Below are 25,879 nucleotides of genomic sequence, written 5' to 3' on the forward strand. Positions count from 1 at the left end.
CATAGCCGATGAAGGATAACGACAATAACCCTAACAGCTGCGGTAAGCGCATTTAGCTTCCCTCGCATTTGCCCCAGCAAAAATAAGGAACGTGGAGACTTTATGACCATCATCCGTAAACAAGACTTCATTGACAGTGTCGCAGAATCACTGCAATTCATTTCTTACTATCACCCCATTGATTTTGTTAAAGCCATGGCCGAGGCCTACGAGAAAGAGCAAAGCACCGCAGCCAAAGACGCGATTGCCCAAATCTTAATTAACTCTCGTATGTGTGCTCAGGGCTTGCGGCCAATTTGCCAAGACACCGGCATTATTACCGCCTTTGTTAAGGTGGGCATGAATGTGCAGTGGGATAGTGATTTAACGGTTCAAGAGATGGTTGATGAAGGGGTAAGACGCGCTTATACCAATCCTGATAACCCTCTACGAGCTTCGATTGTTGCTGACCCGAATGGCGCTCGTAAGAATACCAAAGACAATACTCCAGCGGTGGTGCATATTGATTTGGTAGCCGGTGATAAAGTGGAAATTATGGTCGCTGCCAAGGGCGGCGGTAGTGAGAATAAGTCTAAGATGGTGATGCTAAATCCATCAGACTCGGTGGCCGAGTGGGTATTAAAAACCTTGCCTACTATGGGGGCCGGTTGGTGTCCGCCGGGCATGGTGGGCATTGGCATTGGTGGTACCGCCGAAAAAGCCGCGGTAATGGCCAAAGAATCGCTGATGGATCCGGTGGATATTCAAGAGCTAAAAGCGAAAGGTGCAGAAAACGCTGATGAAGCGCTGCGTTTAGAGTTAATGGAAGGCATCAACAAATTGGGCATTGGTGCCCAAGGCTTGGGCGGCTTAACTACCGTATTAGATGTGAAAGTGAAGTCTTGTCCGACTCACGCCGCTTCTAAACCGGTGGTGATGATCCCGAACTGCGCGGCGACTCGTCACGCCCACTTCTACTTAGATGGCAGTGGCCCCGCGGTGCTAACACCGCCTAAGTTAGAAGACTGGCCAGAGATTACCTGGGATGTGGGTGACAACGTGCGCCGAGTGGACGTTAATAAGGTGACCAAAGAAGAAGTCGCTACTTGGAAAATGGGTGAAACGGTATTGCTTAACGGTAAAATCTTAACCGGTCGTGATGCTGCTCATAAACGGATTAAAGAATACATTGAGCAGGGTAAACCCTTCCCCGAGGGGGTGGACTTTAATGGCCGCTTTATTTATTACGTAGGTCCGGTTGATGCGGTGCGTGATGAAGCGGTGGGGCCGGCGGGGCCAACGACTTCGACACGCATGGATAAGTTTACCGATATGATGTTAGAAGAAACCGGTCTACTTGGCATGATTGGCAAAGCCGAACGCGGTCCAGCCACGGTCGACTCGATTGCTAAACACCAATCGGTGTACTTAATGGCCGTGGGTGGCGCTGCTTACCTCGTCTCTAAGGCGATTAAAAAAGCCCGAGTAGTGGCTTTTGAAGACTTAGGTATGGAAGCCATTTACGAGTTTGAAGTCGAGGATATGCCGGTAACGGTGGCGGTAGACGCAGAAGGTAACTCTGCCCACCAACAAGGCCCGGCGATTTGGAAGGCTAAAATTGAAGAGCTAGACGCCCAGCTTAGTAAATAGCCTTAACATTGAGGTTTAAGTAAAAAGCGGCATTAGCCGCTTTTTTTATTGGGCGCGAACTTTAGGCTTAATAATTTATCTAGCGAATAGGGGCCGGCGCCCCACAGCAGATTAATTAGCAACATTAAACCCCATAATTGGTGGTCATAAAATCCGCCCGGCCATAACGCAGGGTAGGAAATGACCGCTATGATGTTGAATAAAAACAGTTGTAAGGCAAACATTCGAGTGAATAAACCCAATAGTAAAAACACCGGCAAAATTAACTCTGCGGCAGTGCCTAAGTAAGCGGCCAGCTCCCAAGGCAATAGCGGCACTTGGTACTCCAATTCAAACAAATATAGGGTGGAGTCCCAGCTGCTGAACTTTAAATAACCGGAGCGCCAAAAGATTGCGGCTACCCATATCCGTGTGAGCAACAGTAAGAGCGGAATCAGTATTGCCTGCATGGCGGCCACGGCGCTAAGATAACGTTGATAGAAAACAGACATATGCTTTACTCCGCTGTTGGCTGAGAAGGACTAGCTAAATACTGCTGGCTTATTGCTTTGCCCAGCAACTCTTGTAATTGGGCAATACAGCTGGGGTTTAGCTCAGCCAAGGGGCGGCGTTCCTGGCAATGCGCGAGGAAGGCATATTCTAGCTCCGTGAGCGGTTCTAGCTTAACGCTAAAATCCAGCTGTTTGCTTAACAGCAGATATTGCGCTTGGTCTAGCTCGATGGGCTGAACTTGGTCTTGCTGTAACATGTGGTAGATAGTCAACACCGGGTAGGGGCTAGTCATTAACATCTGATTGCTCGCCAGCGGCAAAATAGCCTGGCTTAAATCTTGGTTGGGTAGGGCTTGCAACAGTTCTAGGCTTAAATATTGAGTTTCCAACGCTTGGGCTGCACAGCGCTCAATTCGCCAATCCAATTCGGCCATTGCAGGCAGGTAGGGCAGGTGGCTAATATCGCTTTGCTTAGTCAGAAACTGGGCAAAGCCTGCGCCAAACAAATTTAAGTCGCCCTGATCATGACCACATTGCAAAACAAATTGTTTGGCTACGAAATGAAAGTAGTCTTGGCCTACCAACTTAAGCACACTGGGGTAACTGGCAGTTAAGGCCTCAATTAAGCTTAACAGGTAATTATTTTGGTAAATCTGCATCGCTTGAGTGGCGTTCAAGTAGGGCTGACTCAGCGTCAAACGGCTGGCCGCATGCGTTTGCTCTAACACTTCGGCAAATTGTGTTTGTAATTGCTTAAGCACAGCGCCTCTCCTTCACTTGTTGGTCGAGCACTTTGATTTTGGCTACTTCATCTAGCAAGCGCTGCAATGGAGGAAAGTCGCTGTCCCATTCAATCATGGTGGGAATATTGTTGCTAAAACGCTGCTGAAAGTGCTTATACAGCTGCCATACCGGCTCTGCCACCGGCTGGTTATGGCTATCAATCAATACTCGTTGTTGGCCAATGGTTTTTTCGGTGAACCCAGCTAGGTGTATTTCTTTTACTGCATCAACATTAAGCTGCTCAAAGTAGTGCTCAGCGTCCCAAGCGAGATTGGCGGCACTGACATACACATTATTAATATCGAGCAATAAACCACAGCCGGTAGCTTGCGCTACTTGATTGAGAAATTCTGGCTCGGCGATATGGCTTTGCGGGTAAGCCAAATATGCCGAAGGATTTTCAATCAGTAGTTGTCGCCCTAAGTATTGCTGTGTTTGGTCGACTTTTTGGATAAACAGCGCTAAACATTCTTGGGTATAGGGTAGAGGAAGCAGGTCGTTGTAATAACGACCATTCACACTGCTCCAGCTTAAATGTTCAGAGACAATAAAAGGATTAACATCATCGATTAATGCTTTTAGTTTCTCTAGATGTTGTGGGTTAAGGGGATCGCTTGAGCCCAAAGATAGGCCGACGCCATGTATGCTAATAGGATGATGCTCAGCCACTTGCTTGAGCAGATGATAGTCATAACTATGTGGATTAAAATAGTTCTCGGCGTGGATCTCCAGCCAGTCAATCGCGGGTTGTTCCTTGATTAGCTGCTCGGCAAAGGCGCTACGCAAACCCAATCCATATTGTTTATCGTTTATCATATTGCCTCCTTAGCCGCCCTTAGGGGAGCGCCGAACCATTAGTTGCTGGTTCAGCGCATCCATAATTAACCTTCGGTGCTGCCACCGGCGAGTTTGTCACAAAGACCTTTAGGTACCACCACGAAGGCGTCTTTTTGATGGTCCATTTTAGAAGTACCAGCACACGAGCTACTTTTGGTCGCGCAATCGTTTTTGCCGGCTTTGGCAACGCCGTAACATTTCTCTTTTTCTGCAGCTACTGCAGGAGTAGCGCTAATACCTGCTAGAGCAATTAATCCAGTGATGGCTGAAGCGATGGCAATATTTGAGTTTTTCATAGCATTTCCTTAATAAGTATGTTTCGGTTTGCTTACAACTCTTAACAAGCTGTAACTAAACAAACCGACTGGACGCGAAAAAACTTTCACCAAGTGGCGAAATTTTTATAAATAATTTTCAGCCGCTTTTTGAAAAAAGGTCTGAACTAAGTGAAAAATTGAAGCATTGGTGCTTAATAAACAAAAACTTATGTGCGATGGCCAAAGGCTTACGCTACACTGCTAAGCAGTGTAAAAAAGCAGCAGTCGTTGGCTGCTTGATATTAGTAATCAGTTTGAAGGGTGGAATAAATGAATAAACTGCTTGGGCTAAGTTTAAGCATGGTGCTATTAAGTGGCTGCGCCTCGGTAGACAGCACAGAGCCACAGCGTAGCGAACAACAATACCGCGATACGGTGGTGGTTAATGCTGAACCTGGATTTAGTCTATACAAGGGCCAAACTATTTGTCCTCATCCTTTGTTAGAAGACGCTATGCGTAATCCGCAGCGTTCTGATTTACAAGCCTACGACACTTTTTACCAAGCTGTAATCAATAAACTTAGAGGCTTAGGGCTAAATTACCAAAATAACGCTGACGACAACTGCGACTATTGGATGGCCTTTGCTTTACCCACTAGTAACATTTTAAGCGACGAGCAATTAATGAGTTTGTTTGGTATATCGCCGGGTTTAACCGATAACAGTGATGAGCATTTTCAAAAAGCGACCTTGATGATGAGTTTGTATTCTAGCCAGTTAAAGGCAAATCAGTGGCAGTTAAGCTTGCAGGCTTTTGCTAAGGTGGGCAGTGATGCTCAAGGGCGGCGTAATATGGAAATAAGCCGCGAAGGGATCAACTACGTGGTTAATCGCATTTTCTCTTACTTAAATGTGAACTGATGGTTAAGCCAAAAGACAGGCAAAAAAAAGCCCAGCTACAGGGAAGCGCTGGGCGGTCAATTTAAGTGTTTAATTGCAGTGGCATTTATTATGACCGCACCTTTTTAAGAAAGTTTCAAAAAATCTTATTTATTTTTGTTAAAAAAATGTATCAAGTTCTCGTTTTTTGTTTCACTCTCAAAATATCCCCTCTGAGCAATTGACATCCTCGACCCTTAAACGTAGATTTTAAACAGGTGTTTTATTTTTTAAGGTGTCATTGTGAGACAAGGAACCAAAAGCAAGATCCTCGATGCGGCTGAACGCCTGTTTGCCGAGCGCGGATTTGCCGACACGTCGCTGCGATTAATTACTTCTCATGCCGAAGTGAACCTCGCGTCTGTTAACTATCATTTCGGCTCGAAAAAAGAACTTATTCAAGCTGTTTTGATGCGCTATTTAGAGCAATTTATGCCTTTGGTGGACCAAGCCATGTTGCAGCATCTCGAGGCTGATGAGGCGCCTAACCTGAAGCAAGTGTTCTCTTCTTTCTTAGATCCTTTATTAGAAATGAATAAGGTGAAAAAGCACGGCACTGCGATGTTTTTACTGCTACTTGGACGAGGCTATACCGATAGCCAAGGCCACTTACGTCGTTTTATTACCCATCACTTCGGTGAAGTATTGAGTCATTTTCAGCAGGCGGTACGGCGCGCCTATCCTGAGTTAAGTGATAGTGATATTTTTTGGCGACTGCACTTTACCCTTGGCACGGTGGTGTTCACCATGGCCTCGAGTACTGCGCTAAAAGAAATTGCCAGTGCCGATTTTAATGAGGATATAAATACCGAAGCGTTGATTAAAAAAGTAATCCCCTATCTGGCCGCAGGTGTTGGCGCGCCAATTTAAACAATAAAAACGATAAAAATAATACGTGAAATAAGGAATGAACCATGACGATTCTGTTGATGATAGTGACCGCCTTAGTGGTGCTGCTAAGCATAGCCGAAACCCGCAAAAAGCTGGTGACACGCCCAGCGTTTAAGGTGTTTAAGAAAATTTTGCCGCCACTTTCTCAAACAGAGAAAGAAGCCATGGAAGCCGGATCTGTCTGGTGGGACGGAGAGCTATTTGGCGGTAAACCCGATTGGAAAAAATTACACCAATACCCTAAAGCTCGATTAAGTGAAGAAGAGCAGGCCTTCATGGATCAGCAAGTGAATACCTTGCTGAAGATGCTAGACGACTTCGATATCGTGCAAAATCAACGTGATTTGCCTAAGCCGGTATGGGACTACCTAAAAAGCGAAGGTTTTTTTGCGCTGATCATCCCTAAATCTTACGGTGGTAGACAGTTTTCGGCGATGGCTAACTCCACTATTGTAAGCACCATTGCCACACGTAGCTTATCGGCCGCGGTTACCGTTATGGTGCCGAACTCATTAGGGCCAGGTGAGCTATTACTGCATTATGGTACCCAAGAGCAAAAAGACCACTGGTTACCAGGCTTGGCCGATGGCACTCACGTGCCTTGTTTCGCCTTAACTGGTCCAGAAGCAGGCTCAGACGCTGGCGCTATTCCCGATAAAGGCATCATCTGTAAGGGTGAGTTTAACGGTGAAGAAGTAGTGGGCATTCGTTTAAATTGGAACAAGCGTTACATTACCTTAGCGCCAGTGGCTACGGTGCTGGGTTTAGCCTTTAAACTTTACGATCCCGAGCATTTGTTGGGTGAACAAGAAGAGCTGGGTATTACCTGTGCCTTAATTCCCACTGACCACCCCGGTGTACGCACTGGTGATCGCCACTTCCCATTGGGCCTAGCGTTTATGAATGGGCCTACCTTCGGTGAAGATGTGTTTATTCCCTTAGATTGGATCATCGGTGGTGCTGATTATGCTGGCAAAGGCTGGCGGATGTTGGTGGAGTGTTTGTCGGCGGGGCGCGGTATTTCGCTGCCTGCTTTAGGCACCGCAGTGGGCCACATGAGCTCGCGCACCACCAGTGCTTATGCCTATGTGCGTAAACAGTTCGGCTTATCAATTGGTCGCTTTGAAGGGGTAGAGGAAGCGCTAGCGCGAATTGGCGGTATGACTTACCAGCTAGAAGCGGCGCGCCGTTTAACCGCGGGTGCCTTAGACTTAGACCAAAGCCCGGCAATTGTTACCGCCATTGCCAAATACCACATGACCGAAATGGCCCGTACAGTATTAGACGATGCCATGGATATCCACTCTGGCCGTGGTATTCAGTTAGGTGCAATGAACTATTTGGGCCACGCCTATAATGGTATTCCGGTAGCGATTACCGTGGAAGGGGCCAACATTCTTACCCGCAATCTGATGATCTTTGGTCAGGGCGCAACCCGTTGTCACCCTTACGTATTAAAAGAGTTACAAGCTGCAGCTAACCCCGATGAAGAAGCCGGTTTAGCCGAGTTCGATAGCCTGTTAGTGAAACACGTTGCCTTTGGCGTGGGTAACTTTGCTGCCAGTTTGTGGCAAGGTTTAAGTGGCGCGCGCTTTAATTCAAGCCCTGTATCGGGCGAGACAGCGGTGTACTATCGCCAGCTTAGTCGCATGAGTCGTGGCTTAGCGCTGTGTGCCGACATGTCTATGTTGATTTTAGGCGGTGACTTAAAACGTAAAGAACGTATTTCTGCTCGCCTTGGTGATGTACTCAGCCACCTTTACTTAGCGTCCGCCACCTTAAAACATTATGAAGATGAAGGTCGCCCCGCTGAAGATTTGCCCTTTGTAAAATGGGCGGTAGAGCGCAACCTTTATGAAATTGGCTTGGCGTTTGAAGGCTTCTTCCAAAACTTCTCAAACCGAGTGGTCGCACGCGTATTAAAAACCGTGGTATTCCCCTTTGGAAATCGCTTTAAACTGGCCAACGACGATGTGGCACATAAAATTTGTGAAACCATGATGACGCCGGGTTCTGCCCGTGAACGTTTAAGCAAATTATGTGTGACGCAAGGTGATGAAGCCGATGCTGTGGCGATCATCGAACAGGCTTTCTTAGCCATGTATAAAGTGCGCCCCTTAGAGCGCAAAATTGCCAAGGCGCAAAAGGCCGGTAACTTACCGCGTAAAGTAGAGTTATCGGTGATTGTTAAAGCCGCTTTAGAACAAGACATTCTGACTCAGCAAGAGGCGGATGACTTACTAGAAGCAGATAAGCTGCGTTACCAAGCCATTCAGGTGGACCATTTTGAACCTGGAGTATTGGAAGGGAAGAATGCGCAGATTGTACCTTCCGCCGATGTCGCTTAAGTGCAATTAATGGAAAAGGGATGCCAATGGCATCCCTTTTTTCGTTTTTGTTTGGCCTTGGTTAAGCAGCTAAGCGGTATAGCAATATTACGTAAATAGCTAAAGACTAAAAACAACAAGGCCAGCATTAATACTGGCCTTGATTTGGTTATAGCGCTTTGTCGGTGCGCGAATCTTTAAGACTTTGTTTTACCTTACGTAGGTTTTCGCGGAACTTCTCGCCGCGGCGCAGGGTAAAGCCAGTAGCTAATACATCGATTAAGGCCATTTGGGCAATTCGTGAAGCCATTGGCATATAAACGTCAGTATCTTCTGGCACATCCATCGACAAGACTAAGTTACACTCTTTAGCTAGCGGAGAGTCTTTGCTGGTGATACCGATAACGGTGGAATCATTTTGCTGGGCAAGAATGGCGATATCGATCATCGCTTTAGTGCGACCGGTGTGTGAGATTAAAATAATCACATCTTCTTCGGTGGCCACAATGCAGCTCATGCGCATCATTACCACGTCATCAAAATAACTGACTGGCACGTTAAAGCGGAAAAATTTGTTGAGCGCATCTTGGGCAACTGAAGCTGAAGCACCTAGGCCGAAAAAGGAGATCTTTTTAGCTTGAGTAAGTAAGTCCACCGCGCGATTTACCGCGTTAGGGTCTAGACTGTTTTTGGCAGCTTCAAGGCTGGCCATTGAAGACTCAAAAATCTTTGAAGTGTAAGCCTCTGGGCCGTCTTCTTCGTCGACGTGGCGGTTCACATAAGGCGTACCGTTGGCCAAGCTTTGCGCTAAGTGCAATTTAAAATCAGGAAACCCTTTGGTGTCTAAACGACGACAAAAACGGTTAACGGTAGGTTCGCTTACGTCGGCTAATTTCGCTAACGCGGCGATGCTAGAGTGAATTGCTGTTTGTGGGGAAGCAATGATCACTTCTGCGACCTTTCTTTCTGATTTGCTGAAGTTTTCTAGATTTTTAGTTATTTTCTCAAGCGTATTCATAATATCCGTTAAAGTTAGCGCATTTGTTATGTTTAGGTTGTCAAATGTAATATTTTTTCAACAGGAGAAAAAATCATACAATTACATAGACCGTGACTTAAAACAAGCTTAATAGTCCGTGATAATAGACCAGTGCGGCATTTTATAGTTTGAGCTAGGTCTAAAATATTTGAAAATACGAGGCTGTTTGGTAATTTACTAACGAAATTCTAGTACAAAAGCGGTAAAATTTGTCGACTTAACAATACTAGAGCTATCTTAATGTCAGTTTGTTAGGATGCGTAATAATATTTTTCTTTTTTTTGAACTAGGTATGAAGGAAAACAAAATGTCCGGTTTTGGTTTAATTGCCGATGTAGGTGGTACAAATATTCGTTTAGCGTTGGTCGATTTGAAAACGGGTGAAATTGGGCGATTACAAAAATACTTGTGTGCGGACTATCCCAGTATTGCCGATGTTATTGCTCTTTACCTCGAGAAGCAGAATGAAACTGTCACCCAAGCTTGTGTCGCTATTGCTTGTCCTACTGATAAAGACTGGATTGCTATGACCAACCACAGTTGGGCGTTTTCTAAGAAGCAGGTACAAGAGCAGTTGGGTTTCGATAATTTCCATGTGATTAACGATTACACTGGTATTGCTATGTCTATTCCTACTTTAACTGACGAGCAAAAAATTCAAATTGGCGGCGAACCTGCCAAAACCGGTGAACCGATTGCCGTATATGGCCCAGGCACTGGCCTAGGCGTGGCTCACTTGATTCACCACGACAGTGAATATGTGTGTATTCCAGGTGAGGGTGGTCACGTCGAGTTTGCCTCAAACGATGAAAAAGAAGCGCATGTATTGGCCTTCTTACAAAAACGCTACGGTCATGTATCGGCAGAACGTTTATTGTCTGGCCCAGGTCTTGTGAATATCTACCAAGGTTTAATGGACATGCACGGTAAAGTGGCTGAAGACCTTCAACCCGCTGATGTAACGACTCGTGGCCTAGACGGAAGTTGCCCAGTATGTGTTGAAGCAATGGAAGTATTCTGCCGAGCGCTAGGCTCATTTGGTGGTAACCTTGCGCTAAATATGTCTACCTTTGGTGGGGTATACATAGCTGGTGGTATTATCACGCGCTTTATGGACTTCTTCAAAAACAGCGACTTCCGTAAGCGTTTTGAAGCTAAAGGCCGTTTTGTAGACTTTGTGGCTAAAGTGCCAGTTTATGTTATTACCGAAGAACAACCGGGCTTACAAGGTGCTGCTGCTTACTTACGCCAAAGCAATGGCTACCGTATTTAAATTTAAGCTTTAACAAGAATTGGATCTAAGAAGGAGGCTACGGCTTCCTTTTTTATTGTTTAACGAAAAATTGTATAAGAACTCAGCACTTGCCCGCTTTTCGATAAAAAGTTATTGACCGAAACTATCGGGATCCGTAATCTAGCGCCACATTATTGCCATGCGCAATAAGTTCAATCACGGTGAGGTGTCCGAGTGGCCGAAGGAGCACGCCTGGAAAGTGTGTATACCGCAAGGTATCGAGGGTTCGAATCCCTCCCTCACCGCCATTTTCAAGAATTAAGACGTCCAAGGACGTCTTTTTTTGTTTTTAATTTTAGTTAAAACAGCAGGTTATAATCTATAAACACACCAATGGTGTTTCTTAACATCCACATATGTAAGCCATACTTGTTTATGTCTATCGATGCTAGTAATACTTTTGTGCGTGCAAATATTGTTACTTAGGCTTTCAATTTACGGTATCTTGGAAGTGCTTAATGCAGCGGTGAAAATGCCCAATATGGGCATGAGCTAGGTACATCAGTAATCATGATAAAACCAGCATTTTTTTAGTTGAGGATATAAAGGAGAAGCTTAGGTTAGCTAGTTGTTTGCTTTTTAATTGTCTTTTAGCTAAATTTGAGACTCATTTCATCACGGTCGATAACGACCTGACAGCAGTTTAATGACCGAGTCCAATGCTGGATACGTCAGGGCAAGGCCGCCTATACTGCTCGATACCTGTCATGAGGCGGTACAGTGATATAAATTGGGGAAGCAGCGGTAACGCGGCCCTGTCCGTACTCAGAAAGCCTTAACTGAATACGGCATCAATTTTATATTGGATACCGTTATGCCAACTAAATTTTGCACGCCTGCAACTGAAACTATTCGTCATTCGAAGAGTTTGTCTTATGAATCTCAAACAGCTACTTGGTTACTTCAAGACGGTTGGGAAGTACTTTTGCCGATGATTGATCACGGTTTGAAAACAGATGTTGTTATTTCTGATGGATATTCCTTTTACCGAATACAAGTGAAGTCTCTTGAAACGTCCGAAGAAACAACGTGGGTTGAAAACAAGTGGGGGGACGCTCCGGTAGATTTTGTTGTTTATTTCTCAAGAACATCACATTGGGGCTACATTATGCCAGCTTTTAAGGAATCGAGAAGAAGGTTAAATGCTCCTGGTCATATACGTTTTCATCAAGATGCGAAACCATTTATAAAAGCGTTTAATAGGCTTTAATACCTCAGATATGTATTAGAAGAGCTTACGATAAATAGCCCTGCTGTATTAGAGTAAAGTTAAGGTAAATCTCGGTTTTGCTATATTTATCAGTTATATTACTGGCAAGCGTTTAGTCATTAGGTAGTGTATGGCCAGCACATTTAACAAATTAAAGCTAAGTGAAACAGATATCATCACCAAGTTTATTTTGCCTGCTATTAACAAAGCTGGTTGGGATGACATGTTGCAAATTCGCCAAGAGGTGAAACTGCGTGATGGGAAGGTGATTGTTCGAGGCCAAGCAGCCGCTCGTAAAAAGGTAAAATCCGCCGATATTGTCCTCTATCATAAACCAAGCATGCCACTTGCTGTCGTAGAAGCAAAAGCCAATAAGCATGAAGTAGGTAAAGGTATGCAGCAAGGTATGGAGTATGCCGAGTTGTTAGAAGTACCATTCGTATTTGCTTCGAATGGTGATGGCTTTATCTTCAGAGATTTAACCAATCCCACTCAACTAGAATCAGAAATCCGCCTAGAGGATTTCCCGTCCCCTGAAGAACTTTGGCATAAATACTGTGTTTGGAAAGGCTACAAAGAAGAACACTTACCAATCATTACACAAGACTATTACGATGATGGTAGTGGTAAGTCACCTCGTTATTATCAACTTCAAGCTATTAACAAAACGGTTGAAGCTGTAGCGGCAGGTCAAAATCGAATCTTATTGGTTATGGCGACAGGTACTGGTAAAACTTATACGGCCTTCCAGATTATTTGGCGATTATGGAAAGCTAAGGCTAAGAAGCGAATCCTGTTTTTAGCCGACCGTAACATCCTCGTTGACCAAACTAAAACTAATGATTTCCAGCCCTTTGGCTCAGCAATGACCAAAATCACAGGTCGTACAGTAGATCCTGCTTACGAAGTTCATCTCGCACTATATCAGGCGCTAACAGGCCCAGAAGAAGCACAAAAAGCCTATAAGCAAGTTGACCCTGACTTTTTTGACTTGATCATCATTGACGAGTGCCACCGTGGCAGTGCTTCTGAAGACAGCGCATGGCGAGAAATTCTCGAGTATTTCAACTCTGCAACTCAAGTTGGCCTAACGGCAACCCCAAAAGAAACGGATGAAGTTTCAAATATAGAGTACTTTGGTGACCCTGTTTACACCTACTCATTGAAGGAGGGTATTGAGGATGGCTTCTTGGCTCCTTACAAAGTGGTTCGTGTTGATATCGATGTTGACTTGCAAGGCTGGCGGCCTACCAAAGGCCAGATTGACAAACACGGTGAAGTGATTGAAGACCGAATCTATAACCAGAAAGATTTCGATCGCACTATGGTCATCGATGAACGTACTGAGTTAGTTGCCCAAACTATTACCAATTATCTCAAGCGTACCGATCCAATGGCGAAAACTATCGTGTTCTGTAATGACATCGATCACGCCGAGCGTATGCGCCGTGCTTTGGTTAACCTTAATCCTGAGCAAGTGCAGAAAAATGACAAGTACGTAATGAAAATTACGGGTGATGATGAAATCGGTAAAGCTCAGCTTGACAACTTCATCAACCCCAAAAAGAAATACCCAGTGATCGCAACAACCTCCGAGTTAATGACCACAGGTGTTGATGCAAAGACTTGTAAGTTGGTGGTACTCGATCAAAGCATCCAATCTATGACAAAATTTAAACAGATAATTGGTCGTGGAACTCGTATCGATGATCGCTACGGTAAGCTCTGGTTTACCATTCTTGATTTCAAAAAAGCGACAGAGCTATTTGCTGACGAGCGTTTTGATGGCACACCTGAACGGGTAAAAGTGACAACGCCAGAAGATTTTGAAGACGAAGAAGTGTTAAACGATATTGTGGCTGGCGTTGATGATCACGGATTAGATAGCCCGTTCGGTGATGAGAATATCGATCTTGGTTCGATACAAGAGCCAGAGCATAGTTACAGCAACAATAGTTCAGACACTGGTTCAACTGGTAGTGATGACTGGGATGATGAGAACAAAGTTAGAAAATACTATGTTAACGGTGTCTCGGTAAAAGCGCTTGCTGAGCGCATTCAGTATTATGACTCTGACGGCAAGCTAGTGACAGAGTCATTTAAAGACTATACCCGTAAAACTACAGTGAAGCAGTTCTCCTCTCTTGATGAATTTATTAAGCGTTGGAATGATTCAGAGCGCAAACAAGCAATTATCGATGAACTCGCTGAGGCTGGTGTTTTATGGGATGCGCTTGAAGATGAAGTGGGTAAAGATATGGACCCATTCGATATGATTTGTCATGTGGTCTATGACCAGCCAGCGTTAACTCGCAAAGAACGAGCAGAAAACGTGAAGAAGCGTAACTATTTCACTAAATATGGTGTGACAGCACAAGCAGTATTAAATAATTTATTGGACAAATATGCCGATACTGGCGTGCAAGAAATTGAGAATATGCAAGTGCTTAAAGTTCACCCTTTTAGTGACATTGGCAGCTTAAGCGAAATCGTTAAGAAGGGTTTCGGAGGTAAAAATGAATACCTTGAAGCTATACAAGATCTTGAGTCTGCGATTTACCAGTCGGCATGACTTGTGGTTGCTCCAAGGCAAATTTAATTTCACTATTGCAGATATACCTAACAACTATTGTTCATTTTTGGCGTATTGCAAAAGTACCCAGGGCGCAGCTTCATCACTAAGTTAGCCTTGCAAAAAGTTTGGCGAGCTACGTTTCATGTTTGAAGGTTGCTCGCCTTGTAGTTTTCTGCAGGAAATGTAGACATTGATTTTGAAAGTTACTCGCGCCTCGTAAGCGCGTGCACAAATTATTTTAGAAAGAGTCTGGCCAGGCCGATTTTATTGTGTTGCCTACGTTGAAGGGGCGTTTTAGCTCAGCGATACTTTCTAGCTTATCCTTTAACTCTGGTGACATATCTGAGTACTCTTTCTCAATATATAAACTCATGTCAGCAACAAGTAAGGATCTCATTCTTTTTAAATTTTCAGTTTCTTCGGCGCTGGGGGAAAATGCTTCAGTGTTCTCTAAAGATACTAGGGTTCTTAGTGCTTCGGTGTACTCATACAATGCGCACTGTTGTAAGGCCCTATAATTTAGTATCGCTAAAGATAATGCTGCTTCAGGGGGGATGCTTCGTAGTTGAGCGAGTGTTTCGTCTGATACATCGGTATTTTTTGCTTGCTCATCACAGTGGTTCATTTTTTCAGCGAACGCTTGGTATCTTGTCTGTAGTAGGTCTTTCCCAAAATCAATTACTTCACTAGAAGTATTCGCATTGGCATTGAACGCAAATAGAACACCGAACACCAGAATAGATTTTTTCATTTTACTTATTTACCTTACATCCGTTGTAAATTGCGGCCCAAAAACTTCTTTCTTTTGGGCTAGCTGCCGTTCTTAAATGCTGCACCATAGCAATTTTTTCAATTTGGCTGTTAGCATGTTGATCTAATGCTGAGAAGCTTTTGAAAAAATACTCCCAGTTGCTTTGGTATATGCTCCATGAAACTTGGTTAGAGTCAGCAGCAATAACCTTAAACATGTTGCTATTTTCAACAATGTTACCAGGAGCCGATGTTCTTACTGCTCCTCCGGCAAAGATAAGGCCCAATTGACCGACCAGAGTCACTACCCAGCCAATCTTTTTCACTTTAATTATATGGGCTATATCATCAATAGCTTGGCGGCTAGCATCGTCAAACTTAACATCAATTATCACTGGGCAGGTTTTATAGCTCATTAATATTCCATCATCAGAAATTTAATGATGACTATATTGCTATCCACTATTACTGTCAATTGAATCAATAGTGGGATTTGCTTTGTGTTTAATCTTCATCTAAAGCCAGCGAAATACCTCATGGCTTCACCATGTTCATCACGTAATAGTTATGCTCTCCGAATTTAGGGAGGATAGTTCCTAGTTTATATCTAGGATGGTCAGTAATGATTTTTAGGTAGAGGTTTAGCATTTCTTCTGATGTTGAATCGGGCTGTAGCTGCTTGTTAGTATTTCCCTGCTTTAGCGCATTTTTATGAGGCATTTACTGGTATAATTGCTAACAATTTCAAGCGTATAAAAAGTGTTCAATATGTCTATCAGTTCTGTTATTAAATCCATCCAAGATATCATGCGTAAAGATGCGGGTGTTGATGGTGATGCGCAGCGTCTTGGCCAAATGTCTTGGCTGTTATTTCTTAAAGTGTTTGACGCTCAAGAAGAAGAGTTAGAGCTTGAGTTGGATGATTACCGAGAACCAATCCCAGAGCAGTACTTATGGCGTAATTGGGCGGCAGATACTGAAGGCATGACTGGCGATGAGCTGCTTGAATTCGTCAATGATGACTTGTTCCCAACACTGAAAAACTACACAGCACCAATTGATAAGAACCCTCGTGGTTTCGTGGTAAAAGAAGCGTTTAGTGACGCGTTCAACTATATGAAAAATGGCACGTTGCTGCGCCAAGTGATCAATAAGCTTAACGAGATTGACTTTACCGATTCTAACGAACGCCACCTGTTTGGTGATATCTACGAGCAAATTCTTAAAGACCTACAGAGTGCAGGGAACGCAGGTGAGTTCTACACTCCTCGTGCTGTTACTCGCTTTATCGTTGACCGCCTAGATCCAAAACTTGGCGAATCCATTATGGACCCTGCAACGGGTACGGGTGGTTTCCTTGCTTGTTCATTCGATCACGTAAAACACAACTATGTGAAGACGGCGGTTGACCACCAGATACTGCAAAAGCAGATCCACGGCGTAGAGAAGAAGCAGCTCCCACACTTACTGTGTATCACCAACATGATGCTGCATGGCATTGAAGTACCAGTACAAATTAAACACGGCAATACGCTAAACAAGCCACTTTCAAGCTGGGACAGCAACATTAACGTGATTGCCACCAACCCTCCGTTTGGTGGTACTGAAGAAGATGGCATCGAGAAAAACTTCCCAAGCGATCTGCAAACGCGCGAAACCGCTGACCTGTTCTTACAACTGATTATCGAAGTGTTAGATGAAGGCTCTGATACCAAGAGCGGCGGACGAGCGGGTGTTGTACTGCCAGATGGTACGTTGTTTGGTGAAGGCGTTAAAACCAAAATCAAAAAGATGCTGTGTGAGGAGTGTAACCTGCACACCATCGTTCGCTTACCTAATGGCGTATTCAACCCATACACGGGCATTAAGACCAACATTCTATTTTTCACCAAAGGCCAACCGACCAAAGAAGTGTGGTTCTATGAGCACCCTTACCCAGAAGGCGTGAAGAACTACAGCAAAACCAAACCGATGAAGTTTGAAGAATTCCAACAAGAGATCGATTGGTGGGGTAACGAGGAAGACGGTTTTGCTAGTCGCGTAGAAAACGAGCATGCTTGGAAAGTCTCGATTGAAGAAGTTATTGAACGCAACTTCAACCTTGATATTAAAAACCCGTATCAGGACGAAGTAGTCAGCCATGATCCTGAAGAGTTACTGGCGAACTATCAGCAGCAGCAACAAGAAATTGCCGAGCTACGTAACAAACTGAAAGGTATCCTTGAAAACGCACTGAAGTCATCTGTAGGCGGTGCTGAGTAATGAGCGTAGACCAAGCACTTATGAATCAGTTGATTACCGAAAGCGCCATGGATGGCGTGAATGTCGATAATGCAGGAGCAATTATCGACCAAATTGACATTTGGACTTCAACCGTTAAAACCAAGTCCACAACAGGGCGTGGCAGCAGCAAAAAGCTAGAGCTGTATGGCGTTAAGAAACTGCGTGAGTTAATTCTGGATTTAGCAGTACGCGGTAAGTTAGTGCCACAAGATCCAAATGATGAGCCTGCTTCTGTGCTGCTTGAGCGAATTGCGGCTGAAAAAGTGCAGTTGGTTAAAGAAAAGAAGATTAAGAAACCAAGGAAGTATGACTCCATTGATCTCAACACTGTGCCTTTTGATATTCCTGTTGGTTGGGAGTGGGCGAGAATAGAAGAGTTAGGTCATGATCTTGGTCAGAAGAAGCCTGATCAGATGTTCACTTATGTAGATGTTAGTGCCATCAATAAGGAACTGGGATTTATTGAAGAACCTAATGTGCTAGAGGCTTCAGATGCACCCTCTCGGGCTCGAAAGTTAGTTAAAAAAGGAACTGTTATTTATTCAACTGTTCGACCTTACTTGCTAAATATTGCGGTGATCGATAGAGAGTTTTCCCCTGAACCGATTGCAAGTACCGCATTTGCGATTATTCATCCGCTTAATGGGGTTTCAAGCTCATACTTGTATAGATATCTAAGATCTCCAAGCTTCATCGAGTATGTTGAACGTGTTCAAACTGGTGTTGCTTATCCAGCAATTAACGATAAGCAGTTCTTTTCTGGTCTTATTCCTGTCCCACCAACTGAAGAACAACACCGCATCGTCGCCAAAGTTGATGAACTAATGACTCTCTGCGACCAACTAGAGCAACAAACCGAAGCCAGTATTGAAGCGCATCAAGTGCTGGTAACAACCCTGTTAGACACACTAACCAACTCTGCCGATGCTGCCGAGTTAATGCAAAACTGGCAAATGATTGCAGAGCACTTCGATATGTTGTTTACCACAGAAGAAAGTATCGACCAGCTAAAACAAACCATCCTACAACTGGCGGTAATGGGTAAGCTTGTACCACAAAATTCAAATGATGAACCTGCTGCAAAACTGCTTGAGAGTATTGCAAAAGAAAAAGCGCAGCTAATTAAAGAGAAGAAAATCGCAAAACAGAAAACGCTACCGCCAATTACGGAAGATGAAAAGCCGTTTGAACTGCCGAGTGGGTGGGAATGGGAACGATTGGGTAATTACTCATATGTGTTTGCTGGTAACGCATTCAAAAGTGCGGATTTTAACAATGAGGCAGGCACTAAAGTCATCAAGATTACCAATGCTGGAGTTTACAGCTTTATCGAGACTAACGACTTTTTACCATTTGAATTTTCAGAAGCATATTCTCAATATCAAGTTTTAGAGGGGGACTTAATACTAGCACTGACTAGACCTTATATCTCCTCGGGATTAAAAGTAAGTATTTGTCCCTCAAACTATAATAAGTCCCTGCTTAATCAGCGTGTTGCAGCAATCAGGACACTTGATGCAACTGGGTTTACTTTTTTGTTCTTGCAGTCGCCTGTAGTTCTTTCGCACTATAAGCAAAGATTTGGTGGCTCTGGATTACAGCCAAATCTAAAAATGAGTGATGTCACAGATTTATTTGTAGCGGTGCCGCCAAAAAATGAGCAACTAAATATCGTTAGAAAAGTCCATGAGCTGTTTGCAATCTGCGATCAACTTAGACAACGCTTTCGTGGCAGTCAAGAAATGCAGCTTGAACTTACTAACACTATCGTCGAACAGGCTGTGTAACAATGGGAATTGTCTTTAATCAGCCTCAAACCATTGTACAGTTGTTGGAGAAAAAACTCACAATTCCTGAGTACCAACGCCCATACAAATGGCAGCCTAAGCACGTCAATCAACTGATTGATGACATTTTTAACCACCGCACTAAGCCATGTTATCGGCTTGGTACTGTGGTACTGCATCAAGGCAAAGAGTTAGAAAGTGAGGAAATAAAGAGTGCTCTTAATATCGTAGATGGTCAGCAGCGTCTTCTTACCTTAACGCTACTTTGCACCATTCTTGATGGGGAAGAAAAAAGCATTTCATCGACTCTTCTTGAGCATGAATTTGGATCATCAGTTAGTATCGAAAACCTCAAGAATAACGCACAAATTATCTCTGAACGAGTGGCGGGTCTGTCTCCTGTAGAAAAGCAGGAATTACTCAATTTTATTCTTAACAAGTGCGAGCTTATCCAAGTCACGCTGGATGACCTGAGCGAAGCGTTCCAGTTCTTCGATTCGCAAAATGCTCGTGGTAAAGCGCTTGCCCCTCATGATCTACTAAAGGCTTACCACCTACGTGAAATGATGGACTCAACAGAGCAAACCGAGCGTCTGCACCATGTAAGCTTGTGGGAGCAGGGCGTTAACCCTGATGATGAGTCAGCAAACTTGCACACCATCATGGGTGAGTTCTTGTTCCGTATGCGCCGCTGGATTGACTGCGACTATGGCATCCAGTTCAGTCGCCATAACATTGATGTATTCAAAGGCATCAACCTAGATAGCACTCAGTATGCTTATGTCGATGCAATGCTTGCGCTTGATTACGCGATAGAAACCTTTAATGCTGATCCTGCGCGAAAATGGGACAAGCAAACTAAGGGCTATCCATTCCAAGTTGACCAAGTGATGATCAACGGGAAGCGGTTCTTTGAGTACATTCAGCACTATATGACTATCCACTCTAAGTTGTTTATCGATAAGGATGCAAAGTTAGCTTCATTTTTAGAGGAGCACACTAAGTACAGTGGTAGCAACCGTAAAGGAGACAGCTATGTGCGGAATCTTTTCCTGTGCGCGGTGATGTACTACTACGATAAGTTCGGTGATGTGGAGTTAGATAAAGCAGCACAGATTTGTTATCGCTGGGCATATTTCTTACGTCTTGATTTGCAGCGCATTGGCATGGAATCGGTAGACAATCACGCCAGATCAACACGAGGGCTGTTTAAGGTGATAAGCAAGGCGATACACCCACAACAAGTTCTAACTTTTCAGCCACCACCAATACAAGAGCTTCGCTTTAAAAACGCAGAACAAGTGCGACAGTCGATTGAAAACATGATGAATGGAAACTTTAAATGAGCGATAGCAAACCAGTAGCACCGTTATCGGTTAAGGATCTTTTTAACAGCAATACACAATACGTAGTTCCAATTTATCAACGTAATTATGCTTGGGGTGCTTCAGAAATAGAGCAGTTGATTCAAGACATCTATGATGCATCCGGTAACGGTGAGAGTAGGAATATACAAGATAAGTATTATTTAGGAAGTCTGGTTGTTTATAAACGCGAATTAAAAGGAAACAATCAGCAAACCGTTTATGAAACCATTGATGGTCAGCAGAGACACACGACGCTTTCGATTTTATTGGCATATTTGAAAAATCTAAAAACACTTGATGATGGTGAATTAAATGAGTTGCAGGTGAATTTATGTTTTGACAGTCGCCCTAAATCTACCCGAGCACTAGAAGATATCTATCTTAATGATGCTAATAGTAAGAAAGAAGAGCCAAGTATCCACGCTGCTTACGATATCATCGAGCGTTTTTTTAAAATTAAAGGTTTGAATAAGGCGTTTGAAGCTCAAGCGTTTTGTAATTATCTGCTTAATCAAGTAACCATCTTAAGAGTCATTGTGCCTCAAGGAACGGATCTTAATCATTATTTTGAGATCATGAATAACCGTGGCGAGCAGCTAGAAAAGCATGAGGTGCTTAAAGCTAAGTTCATGGCAACGTTAGAAAGTGGTGAAGAGACAAATGCCTTTTCGGCGATTTGGGACGCATGTTCTGATATGAAGCGTTACGCACAGATGGGCTTTAAGTCGGAGGATCGCAGAGCAGTTTTTGGCAATGATTGGCGTACAATACCTTCAAGTTTTAACGCTATTCAAAGTAAGTTAGGTCACCAAAAAGAAGTCCAACGTGCGATGACTCTGCGGAAGATCATCGAGAACAAATCTTCACATTCAAACAACGATGACGAAGAGCGAGAGAAAGAGCAACGTTTTGGCTCTATCATCGACTTTTCAAACTTCTTGCTCCATGTCCTTAAGTTGATAGTGGCGGGAGACTCTGTGTCATTAGATGATAAAAAGTTGCTCGATGCGTTCATATCAAAAGAAGGGAGATTGAAAGTTGACGCAAAGGAATTTGCCTTTGAACTACTTAAATTTCGAATACTGTTCGATAGCTATATCATCAAGCCGGATATGAGCGCTGAAGAGCGTAAGTGGAGTTTGCAAAAGTTAACTTCTAGGGGTAATGATTCGAGCTTAAGTCCGGATTATCCAAGCTCCTTCAGCTCAGAACAGAACCCAAGTGTTAATGAAAAAATACGAATGATACTTGCGATGTTTCATGTCTCTCACCCTTCGCACGTATACAAGCGTTGGCTTAATCATTCGCTAGCAATCTTGAGACAATTGGCGAAAGATAATAGCAAATTGCATGTTAATGGTAATGAATACCTTAATGCGCTCGAAAAGCTTAGTAATGACTTCTTAGATGATATTTCCAAAGAAGATGGACAGTTAAATGAAGAAGTGTTCCATAGAGGGACTGGTGTCCAGAACTTTGTATTTAACCTTCTTGATTATCGCTTGTGGAGAGAGTTCACTGCAGGCAAATCATTTGATGGGAAAGGTCTAGACAATATCGAGATTAAGAAGCATTTTGATGGATTTCAGTTTTCACAAAGCCGAACTTCCGTTGAACATTATTTCCCACAAACTGATCCATCCGGCGCAGACAAGATGGGTGAAGACGTTCATCGCTTTGGTAACCTATGTCTTATCTCACAGAGTAGCAACTCTCGATTGAGTAATTATTATCCCGACGGTAAAAAATCCTTCTATCAAGAGAACCATCGTGCGGAGAGCTTAAAGCAAGCAATCATGTTGAGCTATGATGAATGGGGGCCAGAAGAGCAAGGAAGACGGAATATTGAGCGTCATGAGAAAGTGATGATAGATGTTTTGCGTAATCGCAAATAGTATAGATCTGCCTAACTTGTTTTTAGCTAATAAGGTCATTAGAAATGATTGGATTTGGTGATATAGAAGCGCTTTTTTCGTTAAGAGATAGATACAACAAGTGGCGAAATTCTGAACCTAGGCTGACAAATACTGCTGACCGTTTCATCCATCTCTTTCAAGCCCACGGAGTGGCCCGAGCACAAATACCTCGTTTCTTTGGTCATGGCCTTACTATCCATCAAGTGGAAGATAATAACGAACTACTGAAGGCTTTAGATACCCAAATATTGGATGCTGCAGCTGAGTTATTTGCTATTAAACCGGAATGGCTTGAAGGGGGCTCGGATGAGCTTTACGAGTTAAAACATTTTTATAACCATCCAAAGAAGTTTGGCGTTTGGTTAGATTCTCTATTAAGCGCAACTAATGTACAAAGAATAGATGGTTGGCTATTAACTACTTCTGAGTTTAATGATGAGTATGACGCCGCCATTGTGATGAGAGAGCAAATTGGTGAGTTTGGCGATGAGGCAATTTATCGATACCACCTTTGTGAAACTTGGGTATACGGCTATTGGAAATGTAGGGCGGATATAGCGGCGTGCATTGCTCAAGCTTGGAAGCGAAACTGTTATGTATTTGGTCAACGTATACCACTTAGTGTTTTTAACAGAGTTATTTCACTTAACAGTGTGCCCGACAGTGAGTTAGAGCAAACCCGTATTCATGGTAAGAAATTTTACGCTGAAGATTTAACAACTAACCCAGATTTTTATGCTAGTGCTTTAAAAAACGAGCAGTTTGGTATTGATAGCGCTATTGCTCGTTGGCTTGAGTATTATGAGCTAGGCATGATGGACTCTCGTTTTGGCGATTATGGTAAATTGTTCAGGGATTTTGGGGGGCGTTGAGGATGGAGCGAAACGGTCCTGTATCGCTAAAAGTTGTGTAATGCATAATGGGTCAGAGCTTGTTCATATCTTGCCCAAGAAAAAGGAATTTTCATGTTAAAGCTGGCGTTAATCTTCATTGGATTTGTTGTGTCTTGGCCCGCTTGGGCACTTAACAGTGGCAGTTACTCTAAGTTTGTTTATGCCGAGTGGGGTAACTATCAGGTGGCACAAATTCGGCCATTTGAGTACGCCATAGAGCAGGGCCAGCTCAGCAGCATAGCCTACAGTGCGCAGTTTTCCGATGTGATGCGGCGGGTGATCCCCGAAGTGAGTGAACTCGGCCCTTATTACCAAGAATATTTATTAGGCAGAGACTTTAGCCGAGCCTTGGTGAGTTTGGTGACTGAATACGGTTGCCTTGAATACCGTTTTCGCCATGCGCTACCCCATACCAGAGAGTGCGGTGGTTATGTGGATGATGAGCGGGTGAAGGAGTATTTCCCTTTTTCTGGTGGTTACTTCCTACAGCAACCTTTGCGGGTGTACCAGCGAGGCAAAGCCGGCAATCAGCAAATGGGCTATGCACTGTACTTAAAAGCGGGCAACAAATACCAACCCAGCAGTATCTGGTATCCGGTGCATCAAATAGGATCGGCGTTTGGCCGAGCGATTTCTTCTAAACAGCTGGTATTAACGGTGTCTGTTAATTTTGAAAAGCTAGACGCGGCTGGCGCTCCAGAAAGCACTTTGTTTGAGACACCCCGAGTGCTTTGGTTAGTGCTACCAGAAGCTAAGCAAATTGCTGCTCAGGCAAATGAACAAGCTGCCGGTCGTTATGCTGCGAAGCAAGCACAGGTGCTGATTGTTGAGCTTTAAAGCTTAAATTTCTGCCTTTAACAAAGACGCTTTAAAGGCGTCTTTTCTTTTGTATAGCTGATTGGCCGTACCTTTTACATGCCGTATCGGACTCGAATCAATCAAGCTTTATTTAAGCATGGGGTTTGGCCAATTTTAGTGGGTCTAATAGCGCTTTAAGCTGCGCTTCATCTAAGTCGGTTTCTTCTAAGGCTATTTCTAATACAGTTTTTTGCTCTTTATCGGCGTGTTTGGCGATTTTGGCGGCTAAATCGTAACCAATATCCGAGTTTAGCGCGGTAGCGAGTATTGGGTTTTTAGCCAATATTTGATTTAAGTATTCGCTGTTAACTTGAAAGTCGGCAAATACTTTGTCACTCATGGCACTGCAGGCTTGGCTTAGTAGCTCGATGCTAGAGAGTAATTTCTCGGCAATCAGTGGCAGCATTACATTGAGTTGAAAGTTGCCAGACTGAGCGGCGATGCAAATGCTGGTTTCGTTGCCTATCACCTCGGCGGCAATCATGGCCACGGCCTCTGGGATCACCGGATTCACTTTACCGGGCATGATCGAAGAGCCCGGTTGTAATGCGCTTAAACGAATTTCTTGTAAACCGGCGGTGGGGCCGGAGTTCATCCAGCGTAAGTCATTGGCCATTTTGAGTAAACATACGGCAAGGCCTTTTAGCGCAGAGGCAAGGGCAAGGTGGTGATCTTGGCTACTCATATATAAGGCGGGCAGGGCGGCGGGAGTCCAAGGTAATTGGTCTAGTTGTTGTAAGTAGTGGCAGGCTAGTGTGGCAAAACGGGGATGGCAATTGACTCCGCTACCCACCGCAGTGCCGCCCAAGGGCAGGGCATAAAGGTTTTGGGCGCTGAGTTTTAGTTGAGCTTGGGCATGGCTCAGTTGCTGTTGCCAAACGCTGAGTTCTTGGCCAAGCGTTATCGGCATGGCATCCATTAGGTGAGTGCGGCCTGTTTTAAGGGTATTGGTGTGCTGCTTGGCTAGTTGTTTAAGACGCGAACTGAGAATGTCCATTGCTGGATAGAGAGAACCTTCTAGTTGCCGTAGGCTGCTAATTTGGATACTTGCGGGTATTACATCATTACTGCTTTGGCAGCGGTTTACATGGTCGTTAGGGTGTACTTTATCGGCCAATAGTTCGCTGGCTTGGCTTGCCACTACTTCATTTACATTCATATTAGAGCTGGTGCCAGAGCCGGTTTGAAACAGATCTATTGGAAAATGTTTGGCAAAATCTAGGTTTTTACTGGCTTTAGCGGCCTGCTGAATCGCTTCGCTGATATCCGCTTCGATTAAACCTAGCTCGCCGTTGGCTTGCGCAGCAGCCTGTTTAATATCGAGCACAGCGTGGATTGCTTGGCTTGGGAAACGGCGCTCGGAAAACTGAAAGTTGTTACAGGCGCGCTGGGTTTGCGCTTGATAATACACATCGTCTGCTACCTGCACCTTACCCATACTGTCGTGTTCTGTTCGCATGTTACTGGCCAAATTAGTTATGACTGGTGAATTAAGCTTAGCAGCCAAGCCTAATTGCGCTGTAGTTAGATGTGACTTCAGCTCTTTGGTGTTAGCCACAAAACTAGTAAAAGCTTGCCGATGGCCCATGCCAATGTGTCTTAAAACCAGCGGTAACTTAAGACCGCTGCGAAGCTCGCCGTGACAGCCAAAGACGCCCCTGCAAAGCGTTGTGGTACGGCATATAAATAGCTTTCAAGCAAAACAGCTCTTTCACTAGCAAGCTTTGGTTGGTTGGCGTTGGTAATTTGTACG

General features: G+C 44.0%; 21 protein-coding genes and 1 tRNA gene. 14 read left to right on the plus strand and 8 right to left on the minus strand.

Annotation, left to right across the window (positions count from 1 at the left end):
• The first annotated feature begins 102 nt into the window (after positions 1-102).
• On the plus strand, positions 103-1,629 hold the full coding sequence (locus AR383_RS01220; RefSeq protein ID WP_055731483.1) for a fumarate hydratase: 1,527 nt from the start codon (positions 103-105) through the stop codon (positions 1,627-1,629).
• 32 nt (positions 1,630-1,661) lie between these two features.
• Here AR383_RS01220 and AR383_RS01225 read toward each other — a convergent pair whose 3' ends face one another.
• From AR383_RS01225 to AR383_RS01240, 4 genes are all read right to left on the minus strand, one after another.
• Positions 1,662-2,120: a DoxX family protein gene (locus AR383_RS01225; RefSeq protein WP_055731484.1), complete on the minus strand. Its 459-nt coding sequence runs from the start codon at positions 2,118-2,120 to the stop codon at positions 1,662-1,664.
• Between the two features lie 5 nt (positions 2,121-2,125).
• The gene (locus tag AR383_RS01230) at positions 2,126-2,881 is read right to left on the minus strand and encodes an HvfC/BufC N-terminal domain-containing protein (RefSeq protein ID WP_055731485.1); all 756 of its coding nucleotides are present in this window, start codon (positions 2,879-2,881) and stop codon (positions 2,126-2,128) included.
• Positions 2,874-3,719, minus strand: a complete 846-nt coding sequence (bufB, locus tag AR383_RS01235; RefSeq protein ID WP_055731486.1) for an MNIO family bufferin maturase — start codon at positions 3,717-3,719, stop codon at positions 2,874-2,876. Before bufB ends, AR383_RS01230 begins: the two co-directional genes overlap by 8 nt.
• A gap of 65 nt (positions 3,720-3,784) precedes the next feature.
• Positions 3,785-4,036, minus strand: a complete 252-nt coding sequence (locus tag AR383_RS01240; RefSeq protein WP_055731487.1) for a BufA1 family periplasmic bufferin-type metallophore — start codon at positions 4,034-4,036, stop codon at positions 3,785-3,787.
• A gap of 291 nt (positions 4,037-4,327) precedes the next feature.
• Here AR383_RS01240 and AR383_RS01245 point away from each other — a divergent pair, with 291 nt between their 5' ends.
• From AR383_RS01245 to AR383_RS01255, 3 genes are all read left to right on the plus strand, one after another.
• The gene (locus AR383_RS01245; RefSeq protein WP_055731488.1) at positions 4,328-4,918 is read left to right on the plus strand and encodes a hypothetical protein; all 591 of its coding nucleotides are present in this window, start codon (positions 4,328-4,330) and stop codon (positions 4,916-4,918) included.
• 261 nt (positions 4,919-5,179) lie between these two features.
• Entirely contained in the window at positions 5,180-5,806 is a 627-nt protein-coding gene (psrA, locus tag AR383_RS01250; protein WP_157051618.1) for a TetR family transcriptional repressor PsrA, read from the plus strand.
• Positions 5,807-5,850: 44 nt separating this feature from the next.
• A complete protein-coding gene (locus tag AR383_RS01255) occupies positions 5,851-8,175 on the plus strand; it encodes an acyl-CoA dehydrogenase (RefSeq protein WP_055731490.1) in 2,325 nt (774 codons plus the stop codon).
• A gap of 148 nt (positions 8,176-8,323) precedes the next feature.
• Here AR383_RS01255 and AR383_RS01260 read toward each other — a convergent pair whose 3' ends face one another.
• Positions 8,324-9,172, minus strand: a complete 849-nt coding sequence (locus AR383_RS01260; RefSeq protein ID WP_055731491.1) for a MurR/RpiR family transcriptional regulator — start codon at positions 9,170-9,172, stop codon at positions 8,324-8,326.
• A gap of 328 nt (positions 9,173-9,500) precedes the next feature.
• Between AR383_RS01260 and AR383_RS01265 the strand changes: the two genes are divergently transcribed.
• The 4 genes from AR383_RS01265 (at position 9,501) to hsdR (ending at position 14,269) form a co-directional block, all read left to right on the plus strand.
• Complete coding sequence (locus AR383_RS01265) at positions 9,501-10,466, plus strand: glucokinase (protein WP_055731492.1); 966 nt, start codon at positions 9,501-9,503, stop codon at positions 10,464-10,466.
• 181 nt (positions 10,467-10,647) lie between these two features.
• Positions 10,648-10,735 (plus strand) — tRNA-Ser (locus AR383_RS01270).
• Between the two features lie 566 nt (positions 10,736-11,301).
• Positions 11,302-11,697, plus strand: a complete 396-nt coding sequence (locus AR383_RS01275; protein WP_055731493.1) for a PDDEXK-like family protein — start codon at positions 11,302-11,304, stop codon at positions 11,695-11,697.
• A 130-nt stretch (positions 11,698-11,827) separates the two neighbouring features.
• On the plus strand, positions 11,828-14,269 hold the full coding sequence (gene hsdR / locus AR383_RS01280; protein ID WP_055731494.1) for an EcoAI/FtnUII family type I restriction enzme subunit R: 2,442 nt from the start codon (positions 11,828-11,830) through the stop codon (positions 14,267-14,269).
• Between the two features lie 241 nt (positions 14,270-14,510).
• Here hsdR and AR383_RS01285 read toward each other — a convergent pair whose 3' ends face one another.
• Entirely contained in the window at positions 14,511-15,023 is a 513-nt protein-coding gene (locus AR383_RS01285) for a hypothetical protein (RefSeq protein WP_055731495.1), read from the minus strand.
• 1 nt (position 15,024) lies between these two features.
• Positions 15,025-15,438 carry a hypothetical protein gene (locus AR383_RS01290; protein ID WP_055731496.1) on the minus strand — a complete coding sequence of 138 codons (414 nt, stop codon included), beginning with the start codon at positions 15,436-15,438 and terminating at the stop codon, positions 15,025-15,027.
• Positions 15,439-15,790: 352 nt separating this feature from the next.
• Here AR383_RS01290 and AR383_RS01300 point away from each other — a divergent pair, with 352 nt between their 5' ends.
• The 6 genes from AR383_RS01300 to AR383_RS01325 all read left to right on the plus strand — a co-directional run bounded on the left by AR383_RS01300 (position 15,791) and on the right by AR383_RS01325 (position 24,105).
• A complete protein-coding gene (locus tag AR383_RS01300) occupies positions 15,791-17,284 on the plus strand; it encodes an N-6 DNA methylase (RefSeq protein ID WP_055731498.1) in 1,494 nt (497 codons plus the stop codon).
• Positions 17,285-17,331: 47 nt separating this feature from the next.
• Positions 17,332-19,092 carry a restriction endonuclease subunit S gene (locus AR383_RS01305; RefSeq protein WP_055734935.1) on the plus strand — a complete coding sequence of 587 codons (1,761 nt, stop codon included), beginning with the start codon at positions 17,332-17,334 and terminating at the stop codon, positions 19,090-19,092.
• A 2-nt stretch (positions 19,093-19,094) separates the two neighbouring features.
• The gene (locus AR383_RS01310; protein ID WP_055731499.1) at positions 19,095-20,438 is read left to right on the plus strand and encodes a DUF262 domain-containing protein; all 1,344 of its coding nucleotides are present in this window, start codon (positions 19,095-19,097) and stop codon (positions 20,436-20,438) included.
• On the plus strand, positions 20,435-22,354 hold the full coding sequence (locus tag AR383_RS01315) for a DUF262 domain-containing protein (RefSeq protein WP_055731500.1): 1,920 nt from the start codon (positions 20,435-20,437) through the stop codon (positions 22,352-22,354). The genes AR383_RS01310 and AR383_RS01315 overlap by 4 nt, the downstream gene beginning before the upstream one ends.
• A gap of 44 nt (positions 22,355-22,398) precedes the next feature.
• The gene (locus AR383_RS01320; protein ID WP_157051619.1) at positions 22,399-23,247 is read left to right on the plus strand and encodes a hypothetical protein; all 849 of its coding nucleotides are present in this window, start codon (positions 22,399-22,401) and stop codon (positions 23,245-23,247) included.
• A gap of 93 nt (positions 23,248-23,340) precedes the next feature.
• The gene (locus AR383_RS01325; protein WP_055731502.1) at positions 23,341-24,105 is read left to right on the plus strand and encodes a hypothetical protein; all 765 of its coding nucleotides are present in this window, start codon (positions 23,341-23,343) and stop codon (positions 24,103-24,105) included.
• A gap of 112 nt (positions 24,106-24,217) precedes the next feature.
• On the opposite strand, the gene AR383_RS01330 is transcribed toward AR383_RS01325, so the two are convergent.
• Positions 24,218-25,585, minus strand: coding sequence for a class II fumarate hydratase (locus AR383_RS01330; protein WP_055734936.1), 1,368 nt, complete (start codon positions 25,583-25,585; stop codon positions 24,218-24,220).
• Positions 25,586-25,879 lie beyond the last annotated feature (294 nt).

This window comes from Agarivorans gilvus (genome assembly GCF_001420915.1).
Lineage (GTDB): Bacteria > Pseudomonadota > Gammaproteobacteria > Enterobacterales > Celerinatantimonadaceae > Agarivorans > Agarivorans gilvus.